Raw genomic sequence first — 25723 nt, 5'->3', positions numbered from 1 at the left:
GTAACGCGCACTTGAAACACAGAACGGCCGGTGGCGACACCGGCCGTTTTTTATGGTGCGAACAGCTTTGTAACGTAATATTCCAGCGGCTGCTTGCGCTGTTCCCTGCGTGCTTTTGCGCTGTACAATAATCGATTCCGACACGCCTGGACTGCAATGAAATTACCTCTTCGTCGTGTAGCCGCGCTCGCGCTGGCCGCTTCCCTGGTGTCCGCGCTGCCAGCCTGTACCACGCGCCTGCCCGCTGCCGCCGACAACACCGCCGCCACCTCTACCACAGCACCCGCGCACCTGGTGCAGGTCGAACTGGTCACGCTCAACGATTTCCACGGCAACCTCGAGCCGAGCAAGTACGTGTGGGACAGCGTCAATGGCGGCGGTGCGCGCACCATCGAAGCGGGCGGCATCGACACCATCGGCGCCGCGCTGCAAGCCTGGCGCCGCGACGATCCGCAACTGCTGCTGGTTGGCGCCGGCGACCTGGTGGGCGCCAGTCCCGCGATCTCGTCGATGTGGGCCGACGAACCCACCATCGGCGCCATGAATTTGCTGGGGCTGCGCGCCAGCTCGGTGGGCAACCACGAATTCGACGCCGGCCGGGTGGAGTTGCTGCGCCAGCAGGGAGGCGGCTGCAAGTCGCCGCGCGCCGACAAGGCCTGCAAATATGAAGCCAGCTTCGGCGGCGCCAAATTCTCGTACCTGGCCGCCAACGTGATCGACACCGCCACCCGCAAGCCGGTGCTGCCGGCCTACAAAATAGAGACCGCGCACGGCGTCAAGATCGCCTTCATCGGCACCGTGCTGCAAGGCACGGCCGAGTCGGCGCTGGCCTCCGGTATCGCCGGCCTCGAATTCATCGACGAGGCCGACGCCATCAACCGCCAGTTGCCCGAGCTGCGCCGGCAGGGCGTGGGCGTGTTCGTGGCGCTGGTACACCAGGGCGGCACCACGGTGGAAAAATTCGACCAGCCCGATTGCAGCAAGCTCACCGGCCCGGTCACCGACATCGTCAAGCGTCTCGATCCGGCCGTGCGGCTGGTGGTCAGCGGCCACTCGCACAAGGGTTATACGTGCCAGGTCGATGGCCGCACCGTTACGCAATCGGATATGGGCGGCCACGTGCTGGGCCGCATCGCGCTCACGGTCGATACCACCACCAATACACTGAAGGACATCCGCGCGCGCCAGGAGGTGATGGTGCCCGGTAAATGGCCGAAGGATCCGCAACTGGCGGCCTACCTGGAGACCGCGCGTGCACGCAGCGCGGCGTTGCTGGCGCAGCCGGTGGCGCGCCTGGCGGTGGCCAGCGTGGTGCGCACGCGTAACGACAGCGGCGAGTCCGCGCTGGGCGACCTGGTGGCCGATTCGGTCTTGCAGGCCGGCCGGCCGTTCGGCGTGCAGATCGGCTTCATGAACAACGGCGGCATGCGCCAGGACCTCGACACCGACAACGATCGCGCCAGCGTTGGCCAGACCCGCATGGTGCTGCCGTTCGGTAATACACTGGTGGTGATGAACCTCAAGGGCTGGCAAATCCTCGACCTGCTCGAAGAACAGTGGAGCGGCGGGCGCGAAGAAACACGCGGCTTGCTGCAGGTATCCGATGGTTTTACTTATCGATGGGACGCGCGCCGTGGCGATGGCAGCAAGGTGGTGCCGGGCAGCGCCAGGCTCAATGGCAAACCGATCGAGCGCGAAACGACGTACCGCGTGATGGTCAATAACTTCCTGGCCGAGGGTGGCGACGGCTTCCCGACGTTTGCCAATGGCCGCAATCGCTCCAACACCGGCATCCGCGACATCGATGCCTTCAACGATTACCTGGTCAAGCGCGAACAGTCCGGCAAACCCGCCGGCGCCGCGCAACCACAACAGCGCTACCAGCGCCTGCAATAGCCATAGGAGTTACCGATGCGCCCACTTTTATTGTCCATCCTCGTGCCGGCGCTGTTCGCTGTCAGCTCCACCGCCCACGCTGAATTTTCCATCCCCGGCTTCGAGCTGGTGCAAACCTCGCCGGCCGAAACGGTGCTGCGCAATCCCGACCTGCGCGACCCGGTCACGGTGTGGAGCGAGATGTTCGACAGCGCCCAGAAGGAGATCGTGATCGGCCAGTTCTACGCCGTTACCAAGCCCGGCACGGCGTTTGAAAAAGTGGTGGAACGGCTGGCTGCCGCCGGCGCGCGCGGCGTCAAGATCCGCTTCCTGATCGACCAGAAGGGCGTGGGCCTGTCCGAAGCATCCACGCTGGAGCGCCTGAAAGCGATTCCCAACCTGGAACTGCGGGTGATGGACTTCAGCAAGCTGACCGGCAGCGGCATCATCCACGCCAAGTACCTGGTGGTCGATGGCAAGCAAGCCTTTATCGGCAGCCAGAACTTCGACTGGCGCTCGTTCGAACATATCCACGAAACCGGGCTGCGCATCACCGATACGAAGATGGTCAGCGAAGTGCTGGCCGTGTTCAACCAGGACTGGCGCGCCCAGGGCCTGCTGGCCAAGGGCGGCAAGGTACCGGAGGTGAACAAGAAGGTGGTGGCGGCCGACTACCGCCAGGACGCCTACCTGCTGGCCAGCCCCAACAAGTACAACACCCGTGGAGTGGGCGACTCGGAGAGCGGCCTGCCGGCGCTGCTGGCCAACGCCAAGACCGAAGTGCGGGTGCAACTGCTCGACTACGCGCCGATCAGCTATGGCCCCAACGGCACCCGTCCGTACTACGCGGTGATCGACAACGCCGTGCGAGCCGCCGCCAACCGTGGCGTCAAGGTCAAGCTGATGGTCTCGAACTGGAACCTGGAAATGCCGGCGCAGGCGTACCTGAAAAGCCTGGCGGTGCTGCCCAACGTCGAGATCCGCGTGGTGACCCTGCCGATGTCCTCGAGCGGCTTCATTCCGTTCGCGCGCGTCATCCACAGCAAGACCATGGTGATCGACAACCAGGTGGCCTGGGTGGGCACCAGCAACTGGTCCGGTGGGTACATGGACGCCTCGCGCAATTTCGAGGTGGTGATGCGCAACGAGAAAATGGCCGAACGCCTGGCCGCCACGCAAGAGCAGATCTGGACGTCGCCGTACGCGCAGCCGCTCAACATCAGCAAGCAGTATCCGAAACCGGTCAAGGGCAAAGCAGAATGAAGCGATTTACGACAAAACAGGTTTCGATGATCGTGGCGCTCGCTGGTGCTTTTGCCACCTTCAACGCCCACGCCTGGGGCAACGACGGCCACCGCGCGGTGGGCGCCATCGCCGACCAGCTGCTCAAGGGCAGCAACGCGCAGCAGCATGTGCAGGCGCTGCTGCTGCCGGGCGAGAGCCTGGAGAAAATCTCCACCTGGGCCGACTGCGTGAAGGGCACGTATTGTGGCCCGCAAAGCGACGAGATGAAATCGTACGTGGCGGCCAATCCCAAGCACAGCGAATACCACTACACCGACGTGCCGTTCCAGCTGCCGGCGTACCACGACCATGGCGTGGGCACGGCCGACGACGACATCGTGCAGACCGCCAAGCAGTGCATCGCGGTCCTGCAGGGCAAGGCCGATGCCGCCACCAACCCGCACCACTTCACGCCGCGCCAGGCGCTGCTGATCCTCACCCACCTGGCCGGCGACATCGCCCAGCCGCTGCACGTGGGCGCCGGTTTTGTCAGCAAGGATGGCCGGTTCGTGGCGCCCACCCAGGCGCAGCTGGACGCCGGCGAAGTCTTCGACGCGCGCGGCGGCAACAACCTGCTGCTTGACGACGTCAAGCTGACCGCCACCAGCGACCAGCTGATTCCGGCGGCGCCGGTGGAAGAGGGCAAGCCTGCCGGTGCTGCCGGTGCCGGTGCTCCAGCGCGCGCGCCGCAAACCACGCGCCCGTTCCACTCGTACTGGGACACCACGGTGGTCAACTACGCGTTCCGCCGCATCGGCGCGCGCACGCCCGAGCAGTTCGCCAAGCTGGTCATCGCCGGCAATCCCACCGTGGTGTCGGCCAGGGGGGACCTGGCCACCTGGCCGTACCAGTGGGCCGACCAGTCGCTGGCCATTTCCAAGGTGGCCTATGCCGACGTGACGGTGGGCGCGGCGTCGCAGCAGACCAGCAAGAGCACGGGCGAAACCTACACCGTGTGGGCGCTGGCGATGCCGGACAACTACCCGGTCCCCAGCTCGGCCATCGCCAAAGCGCAGCTCACGCAGGGCGGCTACCAGCTGGCGGCAGTGCTCAAGGCGATCTGGCCGTAGCGCGCAACCCGGCCGACGACCATGAAAAAAATCCTGCTGCCGCTGCTGCTGTCAGCCCTGGCCAGCGCCCCTGCCCAGGCCGCTGGCAAGATCGGCAACGCCAGGGCTGGCGAAGCCGCGTTCCTGAAATGCGCGTCGTGCCACCAGGTGGGCAAGTACGCGCAACCGGCCTACGGCCCGCAGCTGAACGCCATCGTCGGCCGCAAGGCCGGCACGTCGGCCGGCTATAAATATTCGGAAGCGATGAAGCGCTCGGGTCTGGTCTGGACCGAAGCCAACCTGGCCGCCTTCCTGCGCGCCCCGCACGACGTGGTGCCCGGCACCAGCATGCGCTTCTGGGGCATCGGCGACGAACAGCAGGTGGCCGATTTGCTGGCGTATATGCGCGGCTTGCGCTGAGGGGCGAGTATGATAAGTGGACCAAGCGTTACCAGCAGGGAAAGGTCCGGCAATGAATACTTTGGCAGACGATATCGACGCTCACGCGCTCGAGGCTGCGTGGGGCGAGCTCGACAGGGTTGCGCGGTTGCGGCCGATTCACGATGAGGCCAGCTACGATCATGCGGTAGCATTGATGAATCGCGTGCTTGATGTGATGGGAGATAACGAGCAGCATCCGTTGGCCGGGTTGCTCGAGTTGCTGGCCACGCTGGTCGGCAACTATGAACAGAAGCATTACGCCCTTGGCGATATCTGACGGCGCGGCAGTCCAGCAAGCCGCGCCGTCAACCAGCGCCTGATTAACGCGACTTGACGAACGGCGTCCCCAGCGCCTTCGGCGCCACCGACTTGGCCATCAGCCCGGCCAGCACGATCACCGTCACCACGTACGGCACCATCTGGATCAAGGAGCCCGGCAGGCGGCCGACCACCGGCAGGTCCACGCCTTCGATCTGGATTTGCACGGCGGCGAAGAAGCCGAACATCAGGCAGCCCAGGAATGTGTACAGCGGGCGCCAGTTACCGAATACCATGGCGGTCAGGGCCAGGTAGCCGGCGCCAGCCGACATGTCGCGCAGGAAGAAGCCGCTCTGCACGATCGACAGGTAGGCGCCCGAGAACGAGCACAGTACACCGGCCACGATCATCGTCGTGTAGCGCTGGCGGGCGACGTTGACGCCGGCCGCGTCGGCTGCGTGCGGGTTCTCGCCGCAGGCGCGCAGGCGCAGGCCGAAGCGGGTGTGGTACAGCAGCCAGTGCACCAGCGGCACCAGCGCGAACGCCAGGTACACCAGCACCGAGTGGCCGCCGATCAGGTGTGCATACACCCAGCCGATGAAGGGCACGTCGCGGATCGCGGCAGTCCCCGGCAGGACCACGTCGAACAGGCGCGCGGAGCCGATGTCGGGCGTGCGGCCGCCTTGCTGGAAGATGTACTGGGCGACCACGAAGGTCAGGCCGCTCATGGCGATGTTGATCGCGATGCCGGCGACGAGCTGGTTGCCCTTCTGGGTGATCGCCACGTACGCTTGCAGGGTGGCCAGCAGGACGGAGACCAGCATGCCGGCGGCGATGCCGCTCCACGGATTTTGCGTGAGGTAGGCCACGGCAGCCGAGACAAAGGCGCTGGCGAGGATCTTGCCTTCCAGGCCGATGTCGATCACGCCCGAACGTTCGGCGAACAGGCCGGCCATGCCGGCGAAAATCAGGACCGGCGCGTTGCGCACGGTCGATACCAGGATGCTGCCAAGATGGAGGTCGTCAAAAGTCATGTCGTTAGCTCGGTTGTTACTTCTTCAGGTTCAGCATCTTGGCGATGACCGGCGCATACAGGTTTTCCATGGCGCCGCAGAACAGGATGATCAGGCCCTGGATCAGGATCACGGTTTCGGGCGGGATGTTCTGCTTTTCCAGCGACAGGTCGAAACCGCCCTGGGTCAGGGCGCCGAACAGCACCGCCGACAGGAAGATGCCCACCGGGTGCTGGCGGCCCATCAGCGCAATCGCGATACCGATAAAGCCCGCGCCACCGACGAAGTTGAGCGACAGGTAGTGGGTGGAGCCCATGACGGAATTGACCGCACCGAGGCCGGCCAGGGCGCCCGAGATCAGCATGACCACGATGATCATCTTGCTGATGCGGATGCCGGCGTAGTGAGCGGCGTGCTTGTTCAGGCCCGTCGCGCGCACCTTGAAGCCCCACGACGAACGGGTGGTCATCACGCCGTACACGGCCAGCGCAATGATGGCCAGGAAGAAGCTGATGTTGAGCGGGGTCTCACCCAGGATCGGGAACCACTGGTTCAGGCGCGGCAGCTCGGCGGCAGCGGTAAACAGGCGGCTGGCGGGATTCTGTTCGCCGTCCGGGATCATGTATTTGACGATCACGAAGTTCATCAGCGAGGCGGCGATGAAGTTGAACATGATGGTGGTGACCACCACGTGGCTGCCGCGTTTCGCCTGCAGGTAGCCGGGCAGGAACGCCCACAGGCCACCGAACAGCGCCGCGCCCAGCACCCCGACCGGGATCAGCGCCCACGCCGGCAGCGAGCTGTCGAAGGCCAGCATCGCCAAGGTGAGGCCCAGGCCGCCCAGGTACATCTGGCCTTCGGCGCCGATGTTGAACAGGCCCGCCTGCATGGCGATCGATACTGCCAGGCCGGTGAAGATGAAAGTGGACGCGTAGAACAGCGTGTAGCTCAGGCCTTCCGGATTGACGACCGCGCTGTTGACCAGGATGGCCAGCGATTCGGTCGGGCTTTCGCCCAGCATGTGGATCACCAGCGCGGTCACCAGCAGGGCCGACAGCAGGTTCAGGAGGGGCATGACAAAGGCTGTGGCCCAGCGTGGCAGGTCTTGGTTGTTCATGATTTGTGCATCCCGCCCATCAGCAAGCCAATGCGGGTGGTATCGAATTCTTCAATTTTCAGTTCGCCGGTAATGCGGCCGCCGCACATGACGAGGATGCGGTCGGCCAGCGCCCTCACTTCTTCCAGCTCGACCGACACCAGCAGGATCGCCACGCCGGCGTCGCGCAGCGCCAGCAACTGGCGGTGGATGCTCTCGATGGTGCCGATGTCGACGCCACGGGTGGGCTGGCCCACCAGCATCAGCGTCGGCTGCGCCAGCACTTCGCGCGCGATCACCACCTTCTGCTGGTTGCCGCCCGAGAGCAGGCCGATACGCAGGTCGTGGTTGTTGGGACGTACGTCGAAGTCCTGCATCAGCGCCGCGCAGCGCGCCGCAATCGCCTTGAAGTCGAACAGGCCCCAGCGACCTTTTAGTTTGTCCTGGTAGCCGAGGATGGTGTTGTGCATGACCGAGAAGTTCTTCACCACGCCGTCGCGCAGGCGGTCTTCCGGAATGTGGGCGATACCGAGATCGCGGATGGTGCGCGGCAAGCCGTCGGCGTCGGACCGGCCGGCAAACGGCAGCGCCTTGCCCTGGAAGTCCACCTGGCCCGACGACGGCAGGCGCATGCCCGACAGGATTTCCATCAATTCGCTCTGGCCGTTGCCGGACACGCCCGCAATGGCGACGATCTCGCCGGCGCGCAGCGTAAAGCCGATATCGGCGAGCAGTTTCACGCCCTGGTCGTCCTGCAGTTGCAGGTTCTGCACGTGCAGCACCGGCGCGCCCGGATTGTAGGGGGCGCGGGGCAGGTTGTTGATGATCTGGCGCCCAACCATCATGTTGGCCAGGTCTTCCTTGGTGGTGGAGACCGTGGGCACGGCGCCGATCACGCGGCCGCCGCGCATCACGGTGACGGTGTCGGTGATGTCGAGGATTTCCTGCAGCTTGTGGGTGATCAGGATGATGGTTTTGCCCTGTTCCTTGAACAGGCGCAGGATCTCGAACAGCGACGCGGTTTCCTGCGCGGTGAGCACGGCGGTCGGTTCATCCAGAATCAGGATGTTGGCGCTGCGGTAGATCTGCTTGAGGATTTCCACGCGCTGCTGCGCACCGACCGACAGGTCGTGGATCACGGCCAGCGGATCGACGTCGAGGCGATAGCGGGTGCAGATCTCGCGCAGCTTCGCTTCCACGGCCGCGCGCTTGGGCTTGAGCTGGAAACCGCCTTCGCTGCCAAGCATGACGTTATCGAGCACGGTCATGTTCTCTACCAGCATGAAGTGCTGGTGCACCATGCCGATGCCCATCGCGATCGCCTCCTGGCTGGTGCGGATCTGGCGCGCCTGGCCATCGAGCAGGATCTCCCCGCCATCGGCGCGGTAGTATCCGTACAGGATGCTCATCAGGGTCGATTTGCCGGCGCCGTTTTCGCCCACCAGGCCATGGATCGATCCCTTGGCGATGGCGAAGCTGACGTCGGTGTTCGCCTTGACAGCCCCAAAGTGCTTGGAGATGCCGCGAAATTCTACTGCTGGCTGCATAGTCGTAGTCGGTGCGGAGTAATGTGGGAAAAACCAAACGCGCCGCCGGGGATGCTCCCCGGCGGCGCGCTCTGAAGTCAAACAGGGATCAGACCGGGCAGGCAGCGCCCGAACGGATGTCGATCACCTTGATCTTGCCGTCGATGATGTCCTTGCGGGCGCCAAGTACGCGCTTTTCGATCTCCGGGGTGATCAGCTTGCGGTTGCTGGCGTCCAGTGCCCAATCGACGCCGCCTTCCTTGATGCCCTTGGCGGTGACGCCGGCTTTCCAGGTACCGTTCTTCACTTGGGTGAACGAGTCATACACGGCGTTGTCCACCCGCTTGACCATCGAGGTGAGGATAGCGCCAGGGTACAGCGCGTTCTGGTTCGAATCGACGCCGATCGCCAGCTTGCCTTTTTCCTTGGCCGTTTGCAGCGTGCCCATGCCCGAACCACCGGCCACGGCGAAGACCACGTCCACGCCACGGTCGAACTGCGAGCGCGCCAGTTCGCCGCCCTTGGCCGGATCGTTCCAGGCGGCGGCGGTGGTGCCGACCATGTTGGAGAATACTTCAACCTTCGGGTTGACCGCCTTGGCGCCCTGGGTATAACCGCAGGCGAAGGTGCGGATCAAGGGAATGTCGATGCCGCCGATGAAGCCGAGCTTTTTCGATTTGGACGCCATGGCGCCTGCCACGCCGACCAGGTACGAGCCTTCTTCTTCCTTGAAGGTGATCGAGTTGACGTTGGTGCCTTGCGCCACGCCGTCGATCAGTACGAAGCGCACTTTCGGGAATTCCTTGGCGACCTTTTGCACGGCGGCCTGCTGGGCGAAGCCGATCGATGCGATCAGGTCCAGGTTCTTGCGGGCCAGGCCACGCAGCACCTGCTCGGCCTGGGTGTCGCTGGAGGCTTGCACCTCGATGAAATTGATACCGGTTTCCTGCTTGAAGCGCGAGGCGCCCTCGAATGCGGACTGGTTGAACGATTTGTCGAACTTGCCGCCGGCGTCATACACGACGGCCAGTTTTGGGGCCGCTGCGGACGCGCTGGCAGCGACCAACACGGCTGCAACCGTCAAACTAAGTTGTTTAAGTTTCATGAATAGGCTCCTGGAAGAACGATATTGTATATTTTTATTGGACGAATGATGTACTTTGGCCGCGTTTTCCTTAAACCATGATAAGTACGCATGTGTCGCACCGCAGCAACGTTGCAAACCAAATAAAATATTTTTTGTCTGTTGCGTTTTCATGCACTCTGGCCGCGAACCTTGCGCGGACTGGCGCTGCTTGTCTTTTTCCTTACTGCTCCCGCCAACGCGTTTTCACTCTGCAACGCAGCAAATAGGCCGTTCGCGACTATTTTTTAAGCAGCCTACAACTATGCATCACGGTCGATATGTACGACAAATTCGTTTTTGCTTGGCTATTTAGTCGAATTAGCTATTAATCAAGTGGGCAAAAATGCCAGTTTGCGGCGATTTTGCCCCGTGCTAGCATCGCATCCAGCGTTTTCAACATAACCATATAAACAATATCCGGGAGCAGTATCCATGAGCACACATCGTTCCGTCTTGCGGTCCGCCGTACCGTCACTGATCGCACTGGCTGTCGCCAGCGCCTTCCCGCTGTCATCGGCATTCGCTGCCGAAGCGGCGGCAGTCGCTGAAGCTGCGGCGGAGCAGGCGGCAGAGCAGGGTGCCGGCGCAGGGGCTTCGGCAACGGTTGCGCCGGCAGGGCGCAACCAGCTCGAAACCGTGATCGTCACCGCCCAGCGCCGTGCCGAAAACATCCGCGACGTGCCGATGTCGATCGCCACCGTCAAGGGCGACAAGCTCGATGTGCTCACCTCCGGCGCCGCCGACATCCGCTTCCTGTCCGGCCGCACGCCGTCGGTCAGCATCGAATCGGACTATGGCCGCACCTTCCCGCGCTTTTACATCCGTGGCCTCGGTAACACCGACTTCGACCTGAACGCTTCGCAGCCGGTCGGCCTGGTGATGGACGATATCGTCATGGAAAACGCCATGCTCAAGGGCTTCCCGGTGTTCGACGTGGACCAGGTGGAAGTGCTGCGCGGTCCGCAGGGCACCCTGTTCGGCCGCAACTCGCCGGCCGGCGTGATCAAGTTCGACTCGGCCAAGCCGGTCTTCAAGACCGAAGGCTATCTGCAACTGGGCCTCGGTAACTACTCGACCAAAACCGCCGAAGGCATGTTCAATATGCCGGTCAGCGACACCGTGGCGCTGCGCTTCTCGGGCACCAGTCAGCACCGCGGCAACCGCGTGCACAACACCAACCCTACCGCAGGCAAGGGCACTCAGGACTTCGAAGGCTACGGCGACCAGGCGTTCCGCCTGCAGGCGCTGGTACAGCCGAACAAGGACTTCTCGGCCCTCTTCAACGTCCACGCCCGTAACTACCACGGCAACGCCGCGCTGTTCCGCGCCAATATCATCAAGAAGGGCACCAACGACCTGGTGGACGGCTTCGACTACGGTTCGTACGCCAGCGACGGCATCAACCAGCAGGACCTGGAAACCAAGGGCGGCAGCATTCGCCTGAAGTACAACGCCGGCGACATCACGCTGCACTCGATCACCGGCTACGAAAAGCTCAAGTTCTACAGCCGCGCCGACGTCGATGGCGGTTACGGCGCCGTGTTCGCGCCGCCGTCGGGTCCAGGCTTCATCCCGTTCCCGGTGGAGACGGCCGACGTGCTGCCGAACCACCGCCAGTTCTCGCAGGAGTTCCGCGCCGAGTCGAATTACAGCGGTCCGCTGCAATGGATCGGCGGCTTGTACTACTTCGACGAGAGCATCCAGATCGACAGTATCAATTTCAACACCTTCGCACCAGGCAATCCGCAAAATGCACAGTACGCGGTGCAGAACCAGAAGAACAAGTCGTGGGCCGGTTTTGGCTCGCTCAATTACACCGTGTCGGACAAGCTGAAAGTGCGCGGCGGCCTGCGCTACACCAGCGACAAGAAGGACTTCACGGCGATGCGCGTGGAGCCGCCCCTTTCCTCGGGTCCGCTGGCAGTGAACAAGGATTCGCACAACGTCAGCTGGGATTTGAGCGGCACCTATGAGTTGAGCAAGACCACCAACCTGTTTGCCCGCGTGGCGACCGGTTACCGCGCGCCGTCGATCCAGGGTCGCCTCAACGGCCTGGCTGACAAGCCGTCGTCGGCCGATGCCGAACGCGCACTGTCGTACGAAGCGGGCGTCAAGCAGGACCTGTTCGACCGCCGCGCGCGCCTGAGCGCCTCCGTGTTCCAGTACCGCATGAAGGACAAGCAGCTCACCGCCGGCAGCGGCGCGGTCAACATGAACCAGTTGATCAACGCCGACAAGGTCACCGGGCAGGGCGTGGAACTGGACTTCCAGGCCAACCTCAGCGACGAGTTCAGCACGACCATCGGTTACAGCTACAACGACACCGAGATCAAGGACAAGAACCTGTTCGTTCAATACTGCGGTAACGTCTTGAACAACGCCGCCAGCGGCTGCACCCCGACCAACCGGCAAGGCCCGTTCGTGGGCACGTCCTACATCGACGGCAACCCGCTGCCACGCGCGCCGAAGCACCAGCTGAATTTCACCCTCAAGTACAGCACCGAAATCGGCAACGGCGAGTTCTACGCCATGACCGACTGGGCCTACCGCACCAGCTACAACTTCTTCCTGTACGAAGCACCGGAGTACAAGGCCAAGAAGCTGACCGAAGGCGGCGTGCGTGCAGCGTACAAGTGGGGCAATGGCAAATACGAAGTGGCAGCGTTCGGCCGCAACATCACCGACCGCCAGGTAATACTGGGTGCGATCGACTTCGACAACCTGACCGGCATCCTGAACGAACCGCGCACCTGGGGCGGGACCTTCAAGGTTAATTTTTAACATGCTGTAAATTCAAGGCCCCGCGCACTGCAAAGTGCGCGGGGCTTTTTACTTTGAGGGAGACACGTCGTTGAATCACACCGTCAATCTGTGGCCGCTGCTGGGCGTGGCCGTGATCATCGCGGGCTTTGCCCTGCGCGCGCACCCGGTGCTGGTGGTGGTCGCCGCCTGTTTCGTGACCGGCTTTGCCGCCGCCATGGACGTGCCGACCCTGCTGGCCACCCTCGGTGCGGCGTTCATCAAGACCCGCAACCTGCCATTGATCCTGCTGCTGCCGCTGGCCGCCATCGGCCTGCTCGAGCGCTATGGCTTGCGCGAGCACGCGCAGGCGTCGATCGCCCGCATCAAGTCGGCCACTACCGGGCGCATCCTGATCGTCTACCTGGCCATCCGCGAGATAAGCGCGGCTTTTGGCTTGACCAGCATCGGCGGCCACCCGAACATGGTGCGCCCGCTGATCGCGCCGATGGCCGAGGGCGCGGCCGAGTTGCGCTATCCGAAGCTGCCAGACACCGTGCGCCACCGCATCCGCGCCATGTCGGCCGCCACCGACAACGTCGGCCTGTTCTTCGGCGAGGACGTCTTTGTCGCTTTCGGCGCCATCGTCCTGATGCAGACCTTCCTGCGCGGCGAGGGGCTGGAAGTCGATCCGCTGCACATCGCGCTGTGGGGCATCCCGACGGCGGTCACCGCCTTCATCATCCACGCGTGGCGCCTGCACCGCTTCGACGCCCACATCGCGCGCACCATGAAGCGGATGGCGCCATGATCATCCAGATCGATTATTTTTACTACGTGCTGGGCGCCATGCTGCTGGCGATTGCCGTCATGACGCTGCGCGACCGCCACAATCCCAAACGTTATTCGAGCGCGCTGTTCTGGGGGCTGTACGCGGTGGTGTACCTGGCCGGCGAAGCACTGGCGCCCATCGTTGCCGGCGCCTTGATGGTGGTGATGGCGCTGATCGCCGGCTTCGGCGGCGTGGCGCTGGGCCGCCACGGCGAGCGTACGCCGCAGGAGCGGCAAAGCAGCGCCGCGCGCCTCGGCCACAAGCTGCTGCTGCCGGCGCTGGCGATCCCGGTCGTCACCGTGATCGGCTCCACCTTGTTGAAGGATGTGCAATTCGACGGCAGCTTCCTGCTCGACCAGAAGAATCTCACGCTGGCGAGCCTCGGTTGCGGTTCGCTGATCGCCGTGGCGATTGCCTGTGCGGTCACGCGCGCCACGCCGCTGCAGGCGCTGCGCGAATCGCGCCGGCTGGTCGATCACCTGGGCTGGGCGGTGGTGCTGCCGCACATGCTGGCGGTTCTGGGCCTGCTGTTCTCCGAGGTTGGCATGGGCAAGGCGGTGGCGCACGTGGTCACGTCCACGATCGACATGGACATGAAGCTGGTGGCGGTGGCCGTGTACTGCCTGGGCATGGCGCTGTTTACCATCATCATGGGCAATGGCTTCGCGGCGTTTCCGGTAATCGCCGGCGGCATCGGTGTGCCGGTGCTGGTCGGCGTGTACGATGCCAATCCGGCGGTGATGGCGGCCATCGGCATGTTCAGCGCCTACTGCGGCACGCTCATGACGCCGATGGCGGCCAACTTCAATATCGTGCCGGCCGCACTGCTCGAACTGCCGGACAAGCATGCCGTCATCAAGGCGCAACTGGCTACCGCAGTGCCGGTATTGTTGGCCAATATCGCATTGCTCTACTTTTTGATGAATTTGTAACGGCTATGCCAGGCTATGACAATTGGGGTAGAGTAGCGTCCTGGTAGGAGGTAACCAATATGCCAATGCGAAAAATCATTCTGTTGACGGGCTTCGAGCCGTTCAACCAGGAGACCATCAACCCCTCGTGGGAAGCCGTGCGGGCCTTGCAGGGCTGGAGCGAGGGCGACTTCATCGTCCATGCCCGCCAGCTGCCGTGCGTGTTCGGCCAGGCCAACAAGGTGCTGCACCATGCGGTGGAAGAGCTGCAGCCATGCATGGTGATCGCAGTGGGGCAGGCCGGCGGCCGCCCCGATATCTCGGTCGAACGCATCGCCATCAACATCGACGACGCACCGATTGCCGACAATGTACAGCGCTTGATCGTCGACCAGCCAGTGGTCTACGGCGCACCGGCCGCGTATTTTTCAACCTTGCCGATCAAGGCCATCGTCCAGGCACTGCGCGAGGCGGGGCTGCCGGCGTCGGTGTCGCAAAGCGCCGGCACCTTCGTGTGCAACCACGTGTTCTATGGCCTGATGCACCAGGCGCGCGATTGGGGCACCACCATGCGCGCCGGCTTTATCCACATCCCGTATCTGCCGCAGCAGGCCGCCGCGCATCCGGGCAGCGCCAGCATGCGGCTCGACGACATGGTGGAAGGTTTGCGCATTGCCATCCGCACCACGCTCGCGCACACGGTTGATGTGCGCGAGTCGGGTGGCGTCACGCACTAAGCGCGCACCAAGCCCGGATTAATTGGCTTTGGGTGGATTGAGGATGTTCAGGAAGGCGCGCACCACGGGCGCGTCGTCCAGCGCGGTATAGGTGATGTACAGGTTGGCCGACGGCGGATTGGTGCGGATCGGCACGAACACCACGCCGGGCCAGCCGATCCGGCTGGTGGTCTCCGGCAGCAGCGTGACGCCCAGTCCCGCGCCCACCATGGCCAGCAGGGTTTGCGGCTCGGTCGCTTCCTGGAAAATGGTCGGCTGAAAGCCGGCGTCCACGCAGCACTGGATCAAATAGCGCGGGAACGACGACTTGTCGAGCGCCAGCGTGAGCATCGGTTCGTTGGCGATGTCGATCAACTCGATGGCGTCGGCCTTGGCCAGCGGGTGGTGCTCGTTGATCGCCACGCACACGTCTTCCTTGAAGCACAGCTCCTGGCGCAGGTTATCCTGGCGCAGCAAATCCTCGTCGATGCGCGGCTCGCGCCAGAATCCCACGTCCACCTGCTTGGCCCGCAGCGCTTCGTATTGCAGCGTGGGGCCCAGCTCGTGGATGGTCCAGGTCACGCGCGGAAAATTGGTCTGGAATTGCTCGAGCAGGCTGGGGATCGGTCCCCACATGGCCGAGCCGACAATGCCCACGCGCAGGCGACCGACTTCGCCGCGGTCGATCTGGCGGATGGTGTCGATGGTCATGCGCATGCGACCCAGCAGGTCGGAGGCCTCGCTCATGAGCGCCTTGCCGGCCACGGTGAGCTCGAACGTGCGCGTGGTGCGAGCGAACAGCTTCACACCGAGTTCGCTCTCGAGCTTCATGATCTGCTGGCTGAGCGGCGGCTGCGAAATGTGCAGCCGTTCGGCAGCCCGGCTGAAGCTCTTTTCTTCTGCGACGGCGAGGAAGTACTTCAGTTGTTTCAGATCGATGGACATGGGCTATTCTAACAAAGGCAAGGCAAAGCTGAACTCGCGGACGGCTTATCCGTCCTCCCCGCATTCGCGAGGATGACGGAATCAATGCTGGCGGTGTTCTTTACGCCCCCAGCATCGCCACCGCCAGCGCGGCGCCGCAGCGCGCATTGTTTTTCACCAGCGCGATATTGGTCACCAGGCTGCGGCCTTCGGTCAGCGCCTTGATGCGCGAGAGCAGGAACGGCGTGACGTTCTTGCCGGTGACGCCCTGGGCATCGGCTTCGCCCAGCGCCTGCAAGGTGATGGCGTCGATCTCGTCTTTCGGCATCGCTTCCGCTGCCGGCACCGGGTTGCTGACCACGATGCCGCCTTTCAGGCCCAGCGCCCACTTGGTGCGGATGAAGGCTGCCTGCTCGCTTGGCGTGTCGAGCTGGAAGTCGGCATTGAAGCCGCTCTCGCGGGTGAAGAACGCCGGGAAGCCGCGCTGGCCCACGCTCACCACCGGCACGCCGTGGGTTTCCAGGTATTCGAGGGTGAGGCCAATGTCGAGGATCGATTTCACGCCCGCGCACACCACGGCCACCGACGTCTGGGCCAGTTCCTGCAAGTCGGCCGAGATGTCGAAACTGGTCTCGGCGCCACGGTGCACGCCGCCGATGCCGCCGGTGACGAATACGGAAATGCCGGCCAGCTCGGCGCAGATCATGGTCGCTGCCACCGTGGTCGCGCCAAGCCTGGACTGGGACAGCACGAACGGCAGGTCGCGGCGGCTGACCTTCATGGCATCAGGCGAAGTGCCCAACAGTTCCAGTTGTTCTTCCGAGAGACCGATGCAGATCTTGCCGCCGATGATGGCGATGGTGGCCGGCACGGCGCCGCCGTCGCGGATGATCTGTTCCACTTCACGCGCCATCTGGACGTTTTGCGGGTAAGGCATGCCGTGCGAGATGATGGTCGATTCCAGTGCGACGATGGCTTTGCCGGCAGCGCGGGCGGCGGCGACTTCAGGGGAAAATAGCAGGTACTGGTGCATGGTGAATCCTTGATCAGTTGGTTGTGTAAAGCGGCGCGGCATGGCCAGGGTCATGCGCCGCATCGGTATTGGAGATTGCCTCGAGCAGGCCGGCCTCCAGCGCTGGCGCCACGGTGCTGGCGCTTTGCACGGTGACGGCGGCCAGCGCCAGTCCACGGCGGCAGGCCAGGGTGAGGTCGGCGCTATCGTCAGCGTTTTGCACCAGCGACCAGCACACGGCGGCGGAAAACGCGTCACCGGCGCCGGTCACGTCCACCACCTTCACCTGGTGTGCGGCCAGCCACACCAGCTGGCTGTCGCAGGTGTGGAACACGCCCTGGCTGCCGCAGGTGACGATGACGTCGCGCGCGCCGCGCTGCTGCACGCCGGCGCACGCCAGCCGCACGTCGGCTTCGGTGGGCAGCGGGCGGCCGGCCACGGTTTCGAGTTCGGCGCGGTTGAGGATCAGCAGGCGCACGCCGTGCAGGTCGTGCGGCAGGCGCGCCATCTTGGGTTGCGAGACGGCGACGATGACCAATGGCGCGTGATCGGCGCGGGCGCTGTCGATCAGTGCCGCCACGGTCTCAAGCGGCAGGTTCAGGTCCGCGACCGTGAGCGCGGCGGCGGCGCGTTGCGGCGCGCGGCTGGCTAAAAACTCGGGCGTGAGCTGGTCGTACAGCGCCATGTCGGCCAGGGCCACGTGCAGCTCGCCCTCGGCGTCGAGAATGGCGGTATAGGTGCCGCTGGCGGTATCGGCCAGCGCCAGGCTGCCGCGCGTGTCGATGCCAGCTGCCTGCGCGTGGTCTTGCAGTGCGCGCCCGGCGCCGTCGTCGCCGAGGGCGGTCAGCAGCGCTACAGGGGTGTGCAGGCGCGCCAGGTTTTCGGCGATATTGCGCGCCACGCCGCCGTAGGTCTCGGACGCAGTGGCGGGATTCGAAGTACTTGCCTGCAGGGTGGCGATGGTGCGCAGCTTGCGGTCCACGTTGGCCGCGCCGATGCACACGACCGGGCGCTGGCCGCGCGGCGCCGGCAGCACGTAGGCACGGCCGAGCAGGCGCCGCTCGCGGATCAGGCTGGCAATATGCCCGGCCACGGCCGAGCGCGACAGGCCCAGGTCTGCTGCCAGGTCCTGCTGCGAGATGAAGGGGTTGGCATGGATCAGCTGGTACAGCTGTTCCTTCTTGGAGGGTTCGGTCACGGGTTGTGCGCCTGTTTAAACATTTGTCTTTAATAGTAAACAAATGTCTGTCAATGGTCAACTGCCATGGTTAGCTTGCGTCAGCGAAGTTTCCATTGATTTATAATGTACGCCTATTTATATGCATGAGCTATAAATCGGCAAGAAAAATGGTATTTGCCATACATAATGGGGATGAGGCATCATGTCGCATCTCCATGCTAGTCCAACGGCCAAGTATCGTCTCTACCCGAGCGGCCCATCCCAAGAACAACAGAGGAAAACCATGTCCAGCAACTCCCCATTCCAGGCCGCAGAAATCGTCCGCGCCCGCATTCCAGCAGACTTCAAGCCACGCGTGGCCATGATCCTCGGCTCCGGCCTGGGCGTGCTGGCCGAGCAGATGACCGACGCGGTCACCATCAGCTTCAACGAACTGCCGGGCTTCCCGATCAGCACCGTGCACGGCCACGCCGGCGAACTGGTGGTGGGTACCCTGGCGGGCGTGCCGGTGGTGTGCATGAAGGGCCGCGGCCACGTCTACGAAGGCTATGGCCTGGGCGTGATGACCAGCGCCGTGCGCACCATGAAGCTGCTGGGTTGCGAGATGCTGTTCGTGACCAATGCGGCCGGTTCGCTGCGCACCGAAGTCGATGCGGGCTCGCTGGTGGCGCTCACTGACCATATCAACTACCTGCCGGGCACCCCGATGATGGGCCCGAACGACGAGCGTTTCGGTCCGCGCTTCTTCAGCATGGCCAACGCCTACGACGCCGACCTGCGTGCACTGCTGCACGCGTCGGCCAAGGAAAAGAACGTGCCGCTGCACGAAGGCGTGTACATCGCCTACGCCGGTCCGAACTTCGAAACGCCAGCCGAAATCCGCGCCTTCAAAACCCTGGGCGCCGATGTCGTCGGCATGTCGGTGGTGCCGGAAGTGGTGTCGGCCCGTCATTGCGGCCTGAAAGTGGTGGGCGTGTCGGCGATTACCAACCTGGCCGAAGGCCTGTCGCCGTTCCCGCTGTCGCACGAGCAGACCCTGAAATACGCAGCCGTTGCCGCCACGTCGCTGATCGAAGTGATTCTGGCCTTCCTGGCCAACGTGGGCAAAACCCCGCAGGCTTGAAGTTGAAAGGCGGCTCCACGCCACGTTGTTGGTCCTGGAGCCGTTGTTAGCTGTCGAGCCGTCATTCCCGCGCACGCGGGAATCCATGGAACGGCTGATGTGCAAGCTCGGTATGGATTCCCGCTTTCGCGGGAATGACGGTTTTGAGGTTGGCGATAACTGCTGACGGTCCGTCGCATTTACATCCTCATTTGCACCTATCTGCACCTTAAGGAGCACACCATGAAACGCGCATTTATCCTCCTGCTTGATTCCTTCGGCCTCGGCGCCACGCCCGACGCCGACAAGTACAACGATGTCGGCGTCAACACCTTCGGCCACATCGCCGACTGGGCCGCCAAGGCCGGCACGCCGATGCAACTGCCGGTGATGGAAAAACTGGGCCTGGCCGCTGCCGCCCATGCCGCCAGCGGCCAATGGGCGCAGGGCTTTCACCAGCGCGACGGCTTTACCGCCGCCTGGGGCGCCGCGCGCGAGCGTTCCACCGGCAAGGACACCCAGTCCGGCCACTGGGAGATCGCCGGCGTGCCGGTGGAATTCGACTGGGGATATTTTCCGAAAACGGTGCCGTCGTTCCCGGCGGAGCTCACCCAAAAGCTGCAGGAACTGACCGGCGTGCCGGGCTTCCTCGGCGACTGCCATGCCTCGGGCACGGAAATCATCAACAAGCATGGCGATGAACACGTCGCCACCGGCAAACCGATCATCTACACCTCGGCCGACTCGGTGCTGCAGATCGCCGCGCATGAAGATTCGTTCGGCCTCGAGCGCCTGTACGAAGTGTGCGAGATCGCCTTCAAGCTGGTGGAACCGTACAACATCGGCCGCGTGATCGCGCGTCCGTTCACCGGCGCCAACGGCAACTACACCCGCACCACCAACCGCCACGACTACGCGGTCGCGCCACCGGCGCCCACCTTGCTCGACCACGTGAAGAACGACGGCGGCGAAGTGATCGCGCTCGGTAAAATCAGCGACATCTTTGCCACGCAAGGCGTCTCGCGCGTGGTCAAGGGCAAGGATAATATGGCCTTGTTCGACGCGCTGCTCAAAGTGCAGGACGAAGCGGGCGACAAGTCGCTCACGTTCGTCAATTTCGTGGACTTCGACCAGGCCTTCGGCCACCGCCGCGACGTTACCGGCTACGCGAACGCGCTGCACGAAATGGATGCGCGCCTGCCCGAGTTCATATCGCGCATGCAGGAGGGCGACGTGGCCGTGATCACCGCCGACCACGGCTGCGATCCGACCTGGCCCGGCTCGGACCACACGCGCGAACACATTCCGATGATCTTCTTCGGCCCCGGTGTCGCACCGCAGCAGTTGCCCATTTCGGAATCGTTCTCCGACATCGGCCAGACCCTGGCGCACCACCTGGGCGTGCCACCACTTTCCAACGGAAACAACCTGTTATGAGCCAAGACTTGCACCTCGCCGATTTCAAGCGTAACGAAGCCGTCCCGCTGGACCTGGGCTGGATCAACCACATCCACATCAACAAGAGCGCAGCCGACCGCCGCGCCGCCAGCCTGGCCAACCGCCGCACGGTCAAGAAGGAATACCAGGCCGCGTGGCTGGTCAAGGCCATCGGCCTGATCGACCTCACCACCCTGTCCGGCGACGACACCCCGGGCCGCGTGGAGCGCCTGTGCCGCAAGGCCATGCGGCCGCTGCGCGCCGACCTGGTCGAGGCGCTGGGCCTGTCCGACCATCCACTGACCACCGGCGCCGTCTGCGTGTACCACGAGATGATCAAGCCGGCCGGCGAGGTGCTGCAAGGCCGCCTGCCGATCGCTGCGGTCTCCACCGGCTTCCCGGCAGGTCTCACCAGCATGGAAACCAAGGTGCGCGAGATCGAACTGTCGGTTGCCGCGGGCGCTTCCGAAATCGATATCGTCATCACCCGCCAGCACGTGTTGACCGGTAACTGGCAGGCGCTGTACGACGAAATGCTGGCCTATCGCCAGGCGTGCGGCGACGCCCACGTCAAGGCGATTCTCGCCACTGGCGAGCTGGTCACGCTGGAAAACGTCGCCAAGGCTTCGTGGGTGTGCATGATGGCCGGCGCGGACTTCATCAAGACGTCCACCGGCAAAGAGCCGGTCAACGCCACCATTCCCGTGTCGCTGACGATGGTGCGCGCGATTCGCGACTACCACGAGCAGACCGGTTTCAAGATCGGCTACAAGCCTGCGGGCGGCGTGGGCACGGCCAAGGCGGCCCTGCAATACCTGACCCTGATGAAGGAAGAACTGGGCAACGAGTGGCTCGAGCCGCACTTGTTCCGCATCGGCGCTTCGAGCCTGCTGACCGACATCGAACGCCAGCTCGAGCACTACGTGACCGGCAGCTATTCTGCTGCTCATCGCCACGCCCAACCCTAACGCAGTTTCAAAGCACGGACACGTCATGCCATCAATTAAAGAGATACTCAATACCATGGAATACGGCCCAGCACCCGAGAGCCAGAAAGAAGCGCAAGCGTGGCTCGAGCAGCATGGCCGCACCTTCGGCCTGTTCATCGACAACGCCTGGACCGACGCCGGCGAACTGTTCGCCTCCACCAATCCGGCCGACGCCTCCAAACTGGCAGACCTGACGCAAGCGACCGCCGACGACGTCGACCGCGCCGTGGCAGCAGCGCGCCGCGCGCAGCCGGGCTGGCAGGCACTGGGAGGCCATGGCCGCGCCAAGGTGCTGTACGCGATTGCACGCCTGCTGCAAAAGCATGCGCGCCTGTTCGCCGTACTGGAAACCCTGGACAACGGCAAGACCATTCGCGAAACGCGCGACGTCGACCTGCCGCTGGCCGCGCGCCACTTCTACTACCACGCCGGCTGGGCGCAGCTGCAGGCCGAAGAATTCGCCGACTACCGCGCCGTGGGCGTGGTGGGGCAGATCGTGCCATGGAATTTCCCGCTCTTGATGCTGTCGTGGAAAATCGCCCCGGCGCTGGCCGCCGGTAACACGGTGGTGTTCAAACCGGCCGAGTTCACGTCGCTGACCGCCATGCTGTTTGCCGAGATCTGCGTGCAGGCCGGCGTGCCGGCGGGTGTGGTCAACATCGTCACCGGCGACGGCGCCGTGGGCGAGGCCATCGTCAACCACGCGGGCATCGACAAGCTGGCCTTCACCGGTTCGACCGAAGTGGGTCGCCAGATCCGCATCGCCACCGCCGGCAGCGGCAAGAAGCTCTCCCTGGAGCTGGGCGGCAAGTCACCGTTCATCGTGTTCGAAGACGCCGACCTCGATGCAGCGGTCGAAGGCCTGGTCGATTCGATCTGGTTCAACCAGGGGCAGGTCTGCTGCGCCGGTTCGCGCCTGCTGGTGCAGGAGTCGGTGGAAACTAAATTCCTCGCCAAGCTGCGCGCGCGCATGGACAAGCTCACCCTCGGTGCGCCGCTGGAAAAGTCGATCGACGTGGGCGCCCTGGTCGATCCGATCCAGCAGCAGCGCATCGCCGAGCTGGTGGAATCGGCCCGCGCCGAAGGCTGCACCGTGTACCAGCCGGCCTGCGAAATGCCGGCTGCCGGCGCCTGGTTCCCGCCAACCTTGATCACCGGCGCTTCCACTTCGGCCGCCGTGGCGCAGGCCGAGATCTTCGGTCCGGTGCTGGTCGCCATGAGCTTCCGTACTCCGCCCGAAGCGGTACAACTGGCCAACAACACCGTGTATGGCCTGGCCGCGTGCGTGTGGACCGAGAACATCTCGCTGGCGCTCGACGTCGCGCCGCAGATCAAGGCAGGCGTGGTGTGGATTAACACCGCCAACCAGTTCGACGCCGCCTGCGGCTTCGGTGGCTACCGCGAATCGGGCTTCGGCCGCGAAGGCGGCCGCGAAGGCATGTACGAGTACATGACCGCGCTGTCGGAAGATGCACGCCCGGCTGCACCGGTCCTTTCCGCTCCGGCCAAGTCCAAGGCCGCCGCACCAGTGGCTGCCGGTGGCGCGTTTGCCATCGACCGCACCGCCAAGATGTACATCGGCGGCAAGCAGGCCCGCCCTGACGGCGCCTACAGCCGCGCAGTGCATGGCTTTGATGGCGCGTTCATCGCCGAAGTGGGCGAGGGCAGCCGCAAGGACATCCGCAACGCGGTGGAAGCGGCCCACAAAGCCGGCGGCTGGTCGAAAGCGACCGCCCACAACCGCGCGCAGGTGCTGTACTACATCGCTGAAAACCTGGCCGCGCGCGGCGAGGAATTTGCCGCGCGCATCAGCGCCATGACCGGCGCCTCGACTGCCAATGCGGAGAAGGAAGTGCAGGCCTCGATCGAGCGCCTGTTCTACTACGCTGCCTATGCAGACAAGTACGACGGCCTGGCGCACCAGCCGCCGATGCACGGCGTGACCGTGGCGCTGAACGAACCGGTCGGCGTGATCGGCATCGTGTGCCCGAACGAGGCGCCGCTGCTCGGTCTCATTTCGCTGGTGGCTCCGGCCATCGCGCTGGGCAACCGCGTGGTGGTGGTGCCGTCCGAGGCGCATCCGCTGTCGGCCACCGATTTGTACCAGGTATTCGATACGTCGGACCTGCCGGGCGGCGTGGTCAACATCGTCACCGGCAGCGCCGACGAACTGGCGCGCACGCTGGCCACCCACGGCGACATTGACGCCGTGTGGCGCCACGATGGTTCCGCAGCCGGTTGCGCGGAAGTGGAGCGCCTGTCGGCCGCCTCGCTCAAGCGCACCTGGGTGGGCGGGGCCAAGGGCCGCGACTGGTACAGCACGGCGCAAGCGGGCGGCCGCGCGGTGCTGGCGCATGCGTCGCAGGTCAAGAACGTGTGGATTCCTTACGGCGTTTGATGATGTGACGTCCGAATGACTCGCAGCGTTTAATCCGTCGTCCTCGCGAACGCGGGGCCCCATAGAGCGCGTGAATACACGCTCAGTATGGGCCCCCGCTTGCGCGAGGGCGACGGGGTTTCAGGGCCGGCGCTCTTCTTGGAGCCGTCGGCCCGTATCGCTTTTACCCCATATTATCGAGCGGAGAATCGCATGTTTTTACCTCAAGAGATCATACGCAAGAAGCGCGACGGCGGCATCCTGTCGGCCGCAGAGATCCAGTTCTTCGTCGGCGGCATCACCACCAAGAGCATCACCGAAGGCCAGATCGCCGCACTGGCGATGGCTGTCTATTTCAAGGACATGAACATGGACGAACGGGTGGCGTTCACCCTGGCCATGCGCGACTCCGGCGAAGTGCTGGACTGGCGCTCGCTCGACCTGCCAGGCCCCGTGGTGGACAAACATTCCACCGGCGGCGTGGGCGACGTGGTGTCGCTGCTGCTGGGGCCCATGATTGCTGCGTGCGGCGGTTTCGTGCCGATGATCTCGGGCCGTGGCCTGGGCCACACCGGTGGCACGCTCGATAAATTCGATTCGATTCCCGGCTACTCCACCGTGCCGGACAACGCCTTGTTCCGCAAGGTGGTCAAGGAAGTGGGCGTGGCCATCATTGGCCAGACGTCGTCGCTGGCGCCATCCGACAAGATTTTTTACGGCGTGCGCGACGTCACCGCCACCGTGGAATCGGTGGCCATGATCACCGGCTCGATCCTGTCAAAAAAGCTGTCGGCCGGCCTCGATGCCCTGGTGATGGACGTGAAAGCCGGCACCGGCGCCTTCATGCCGACGTACGAAAAATCGGTGGAACTGGCAGAGAGCATCGTCCAGGTGGGTAATGGTGCGGGCATGATGACGTCGGCCATCCTGACCGACATGAACGAATCGCTGGCGCCGTACGCCGGCAACGCGGTCGAGGTGCGCGGCGCGATCGACTACCTGACCGGCAAGTCGCGTCCCGCGCGCCTGCACGAGGTGACCATGGCGCTGTGCGCCGAGATGCTGGTGCTGGGCAAACTGGCCGCCACCGACGCGGAAGCGCGCGCCAAGCTGCAGGCGTCGCTCGACAGCGGCGAGGCGGCCGAACGCTTCGCGCGCATGGTCACGGCCCTGGGCGGCCCGGCCGACCTGATGGACAATCCGGACAAGTACCTGGAACGCGCGCCGATCATCGTGCCGGCGCCGGCGCTGGTCTCCGGTTACGCAGCGACCACCAACTGCCGCGAGATCGGCCTGGCCGTGGTCTCGCTGGGCGGTGGCCGCCGCCGCGCAGCCGACCCGATCGACTTCGCGGTCGGCCTGACCGGCCTGGTGGGACTGGGCGAGAAGATCGACGCCGGCCAGCCGCTGGCGATGGTACACGCCCGCACGCAGGAAGCGGCCGACCAGGCCATCCGCGAGATCCAGGCCGCGTACGTAATCGGCGAAACCGCTGCTGTTGCCAATCCGGTGGTGTACCGCACCATCCGCCCATAAGCTCAACGCCAACGCCAACGCCAACGACAACGACAACGACAACTTCAACCGCCAACGCCAACGACAACCCTTAACCGCCAATCCGTCATTCCCGCGAAGGCGGGAATCCATAGACCACATGCTTCGTGGTAAAACATGGCGAAGCTGACGCGACTCACAGGTTCTATGGATTCCCGCCTACGCGGGAATGACGGAATACAGGATAACTTACGAATTCCCGCCTACGCGGGAATGACGGAATACAGGATAACTTACGAATTCCCGCCTGCGCGGCAATGACGGAATACAGGATAACTTACG

Annotated in this window: 21 protein-coding genes; 14 read left to right on the top strand and 7 right to left on the bottom strand. The window is 64.1% G+C overall.

The features are described 5' to 3' along the window. Positions 1-156: 156 nt before the first annotated feature. From DUPY_RS11440 to DUPY_RS11420, 5 genes are read left to right on the top strand one after another with little or no spacing between them, the layout of a single operon-like run. Positions 157-1896, top strand: a complete 1740-nt coding sequence (locus tag DUPY_RS11440; RefSeq protein WP_070248117.1) for a bifunctional metallophosphatase/5'-nucleotidase — start codon at positions 157-159, stop codon at positions 1894-1896. 15 nt (positions 1897-1911) lie between these two features. After that, on the top strand, positions 1912-3138 hold the full coding sequence (locus DUPY_RS11435) for a phospholipase D-like domain-containing protein (RefSeq protein WP_070248115.1): 1227 nt from the start codon (positions 1912-1914) through the stop codon (positions 3136-3138). Continuing rightward, positions 3135-4229 carry a S1/P1 nuclease gene (locus DUPY_RS11430; protein ID WP_070248113.1) on the top strand — a complete coding sequence of 365 codons (1095 nt, stop codon included), beginning with the start codon at positions 3135-3137 and terminating at the stop codon, positions 4227-4229. Before DUPY_RS11435 ends, DUPY_RS11430 begins: the two co-directional genes overlap by 4 nt. 21 nt (positions 4230-4250) lie before the next feature. Then, positions 4251-4628 carry a c-type cytochrome gene (locus DUPY_RS11425; RefSeq protein WP_070248111.1) on the top strand — a complete coding sequence of 126 codons (378 nt, stop codon included), beginning with the start codon at positions 4251-4253 and terminating at the stop codon, positions 4626-4628. Positions 4629-4680: 52 nt separating this feature from the next. Next, a complete protein-coding gene (locus DUPY_RS11420; RefSeq protein ID WP_070248109.1) occupies positions 4681-4926 on the top strand; it encodes a hypothetical protein in 246 nt (81 codons plus the stop codon). A gap of 43 nt (positions 4927-4969) precedes the next feature. On the opposite strand, the gene DUPY_RS11415 is transcribed toward DUPY_RS11420, so the two are convergent. The 4 genes from DUPY_RS11415 to DUPY_RS11400 form a co-directional block, all read right to left on the bottom strand. Continuing rightward, entirely contained in the window at positions 4970-5941 is a 972-nt protein-coding gene (locus DUPY_RS11415) for an ABC transporter permease (protein WP_070248107.1), read from the bottom strand. Between the two features lie 16 nt (positions 5942-5957). Beyond that, positions 5958-7037: an ABC transporter permease gene (locus DUPY_RS11410; protein WP_070248105.1), complete on the bottom strand. Its 1080-nt coding sequence runs from the start codon at positions 7035-7037 to the stop codon at positions 5958-5960. After that, entirely contained in the window at positions 7034-8563 is a 1530-nt protein-coding gene (locus tag DUPY_RS11405) for an ABC transporter ATP-binding protein (RefSeq protein WP_070248103.1), read from the bottom strand. The genes DUPY_RS11410 and DUPY_RS11405 overlap by 4 nt, the downstream gene beginning before the upstream one ends. An 88-nt stretch (positions 8564-8651) precedes the next feature. After that, a complete protein-coding gene (locus tag DUPY_RS11400) occupies positions 8652-9647 on the bottom strand; it encodes a BMP family lipoprotein (RefSeq protein WP_070248101.1) in 996 nt (331 codons plus the stop codon). A gap of 453 nt (positions 9648-10100) precedes the next feature. Between DUPY_RS11400 and DUPY_RS11395 the strand changes: the two genes are divergently transcribed. The 4 genes from DUPY_RS11395 to pcp all read left to right on the top strand — a co-directional run bounded on the left by DUPY_RS11395 (position 10101) and on the right by pcp (position 14887). Beyond that, positions 10101-12449 (top strand): TonB-dependent receptor, encoded by a 2349-nt coding sequence (locus tag DUPY_RS11395; protein WP_070248100.1) that lies wholly within the window; start codon positions 10101-10103, stop codon positions 12447-12449. Positions 12450-12519: 70 nt separating this feature from the next. Next, complete coding sequence (locus DUPY_RS11390; RefSeq protein WP_070248098.1) at positions 12520-13218, top strand: DUF969 domain-containing protein; 699 nt, start codon at positions 12520-12522, stop codon at positions 13216-13218. After that, positions 13215-14171, top strand: a complete 957-nt coding sequence (locus DUPY_RS11385; protein ID WP_070248097.1) for a DUF979 domain-containing protein — start codon at positions 13215-13217, stop codon at positions 14169-14171. Before DUPY_RS11390 ends, DUPY_RS11385 begins: the two co-directional genes overlap by 4 nt. A 65-nt stretch (positions 14172-14236) precedes the next feature. Continuing rightward, on the top strand, positions 14237-14887 hold the full coding sequence (gene pcp, locus DUPY_RS11380; RefSeq protein WP_141749519.1) for a pyroglutamyl-peptidase I: 651 nt from the start codon (positions 14237-14239) through the stop codon (positions 14885-14887). Positions 14888-14905: 18 nt separating this feature from the next. Here pcp and DUPY_RS11375 read toward each other — a convergent pair whose 3' ends face one another. The 3 genes from DUPY_RS11375 to DUPY_RS11365 form a co-directional block, all read right to left on the bottom strand. Further along, positions 14906-15811, bottom strand: coding sequence for a LysR family transcriptional regulator (locus DUPY_RS11375; RefSeq protein WP_070248093.1), 906 nt, complete (start codon positions 15809-15811; stop codon positions 14906-14908). A 100-nt stretch (positions 15812-15911) separates the two neighbouring features. Then, a complete protein-coding gene (locus tag DUPY_RS11370; RefSeq protein WP_070248353.1) occupies positions 15912-16823 on the bottom strand; it encodes a pseudouridine-5'-phosphate glycosidase in 912 nt (303 codons plus the stop codon). A gap of 13 nt (positions 16824-16836) precedes the next feature. Next, positions 16837-18000 (bottom strand): carbohydrate kinase, encoded by a 1164-nt coding sequence (locus tag DUPY_RS11365; protein ID WP_070248091.1) that lies wholly within the window; start codon positions 17998-18000, stop codon positions 16837-16839. A gap of 265 nt (positions 18001-18265) precedes the next feature. Here DUPY_RS11365 and xapA point away from each other — a divergent pair, with 265 nt between their 5' ends. The 5 genes from xapA (at position 18266) to deoA (ending at position 25423) form a co-directional block, all read left to right on the top strand. Further along, positions 18266-19105 (top strand): xanthosine phosphorylase, encoded by an 840-nt coding sequence (xapA, locus tag DUPY_RS11360; RefSeq protein WP_070248090.1) that lies wholly within the window; start codon positions 18266-18268, stop codon positions 19103-19105. 222 nt (positions 19106-19327) lie between these two features. Beyond that, complete coding sequence (locus DUPY_RS11355) at positions 19328-20521, top strand: phosphopentomutase (protein ID WP_070248089.1); 1194 nt, start codon at positions 19328-19330, stop codon at positions 20519-20521. Beyond that, the gene (gene deoC, locus DUPY_RS11350) at positions 20518-21489 is read left to right on the top strand and encodes a deoxyribose-phosphate aldolase (protein ID WP_070248087.1); all 972 of its coding nucleotides are present in this window, start codon (positions 20518-20520) and stop codon (positions 21487-21489) included. The genes DUPY_RS11355 and deoC overlap by 4 nt, the downstream gene beginning before the upstream one ends. Before the next feature lie 25 nt (positions 21490-21514). Beyond that, on the top strand, positions 21515-23908 hold the full coding sequence (locus DUPY_RS11345; protein ID WP_371851782.1) for an aldehyde dehydrogenase family protein: 2394 nt from the start codon (positions 21515-21517) through the stop codon (positions 23906-23908). Positions 23909-24100: 192 nt separating this feature from the next. Beyond that, positions 24101-25423: a thymidine phosphorylase gene (deoA, locus tag DUPY_RS11340; RefSeq protein ID WP_070248084.1), complete on the top strand. Its 1323-nt coding sequence runs from the start codon at positions 24101-24103 to the stop codon at positions 25421-25423. Positions 25424-25723 lie beyond the last annotated feature (300 nt).

The organism is Duganella phyllosphaerae, assembly GCF_001758785.1.
In the GTDB taxonomy this organism is placed as follows: domain Bacteria; phylum Pseudomonadota; class Gammaproteobacteria; order Burkholderiales; family Burkholderiaceae_D; genus Rugamonas; species Rugamonas phyllosphaerae.
Note: the sequence above shows the minus strand (reverse complement) of the source record. Positions and strands in the feature narration are given on the sequence as shown.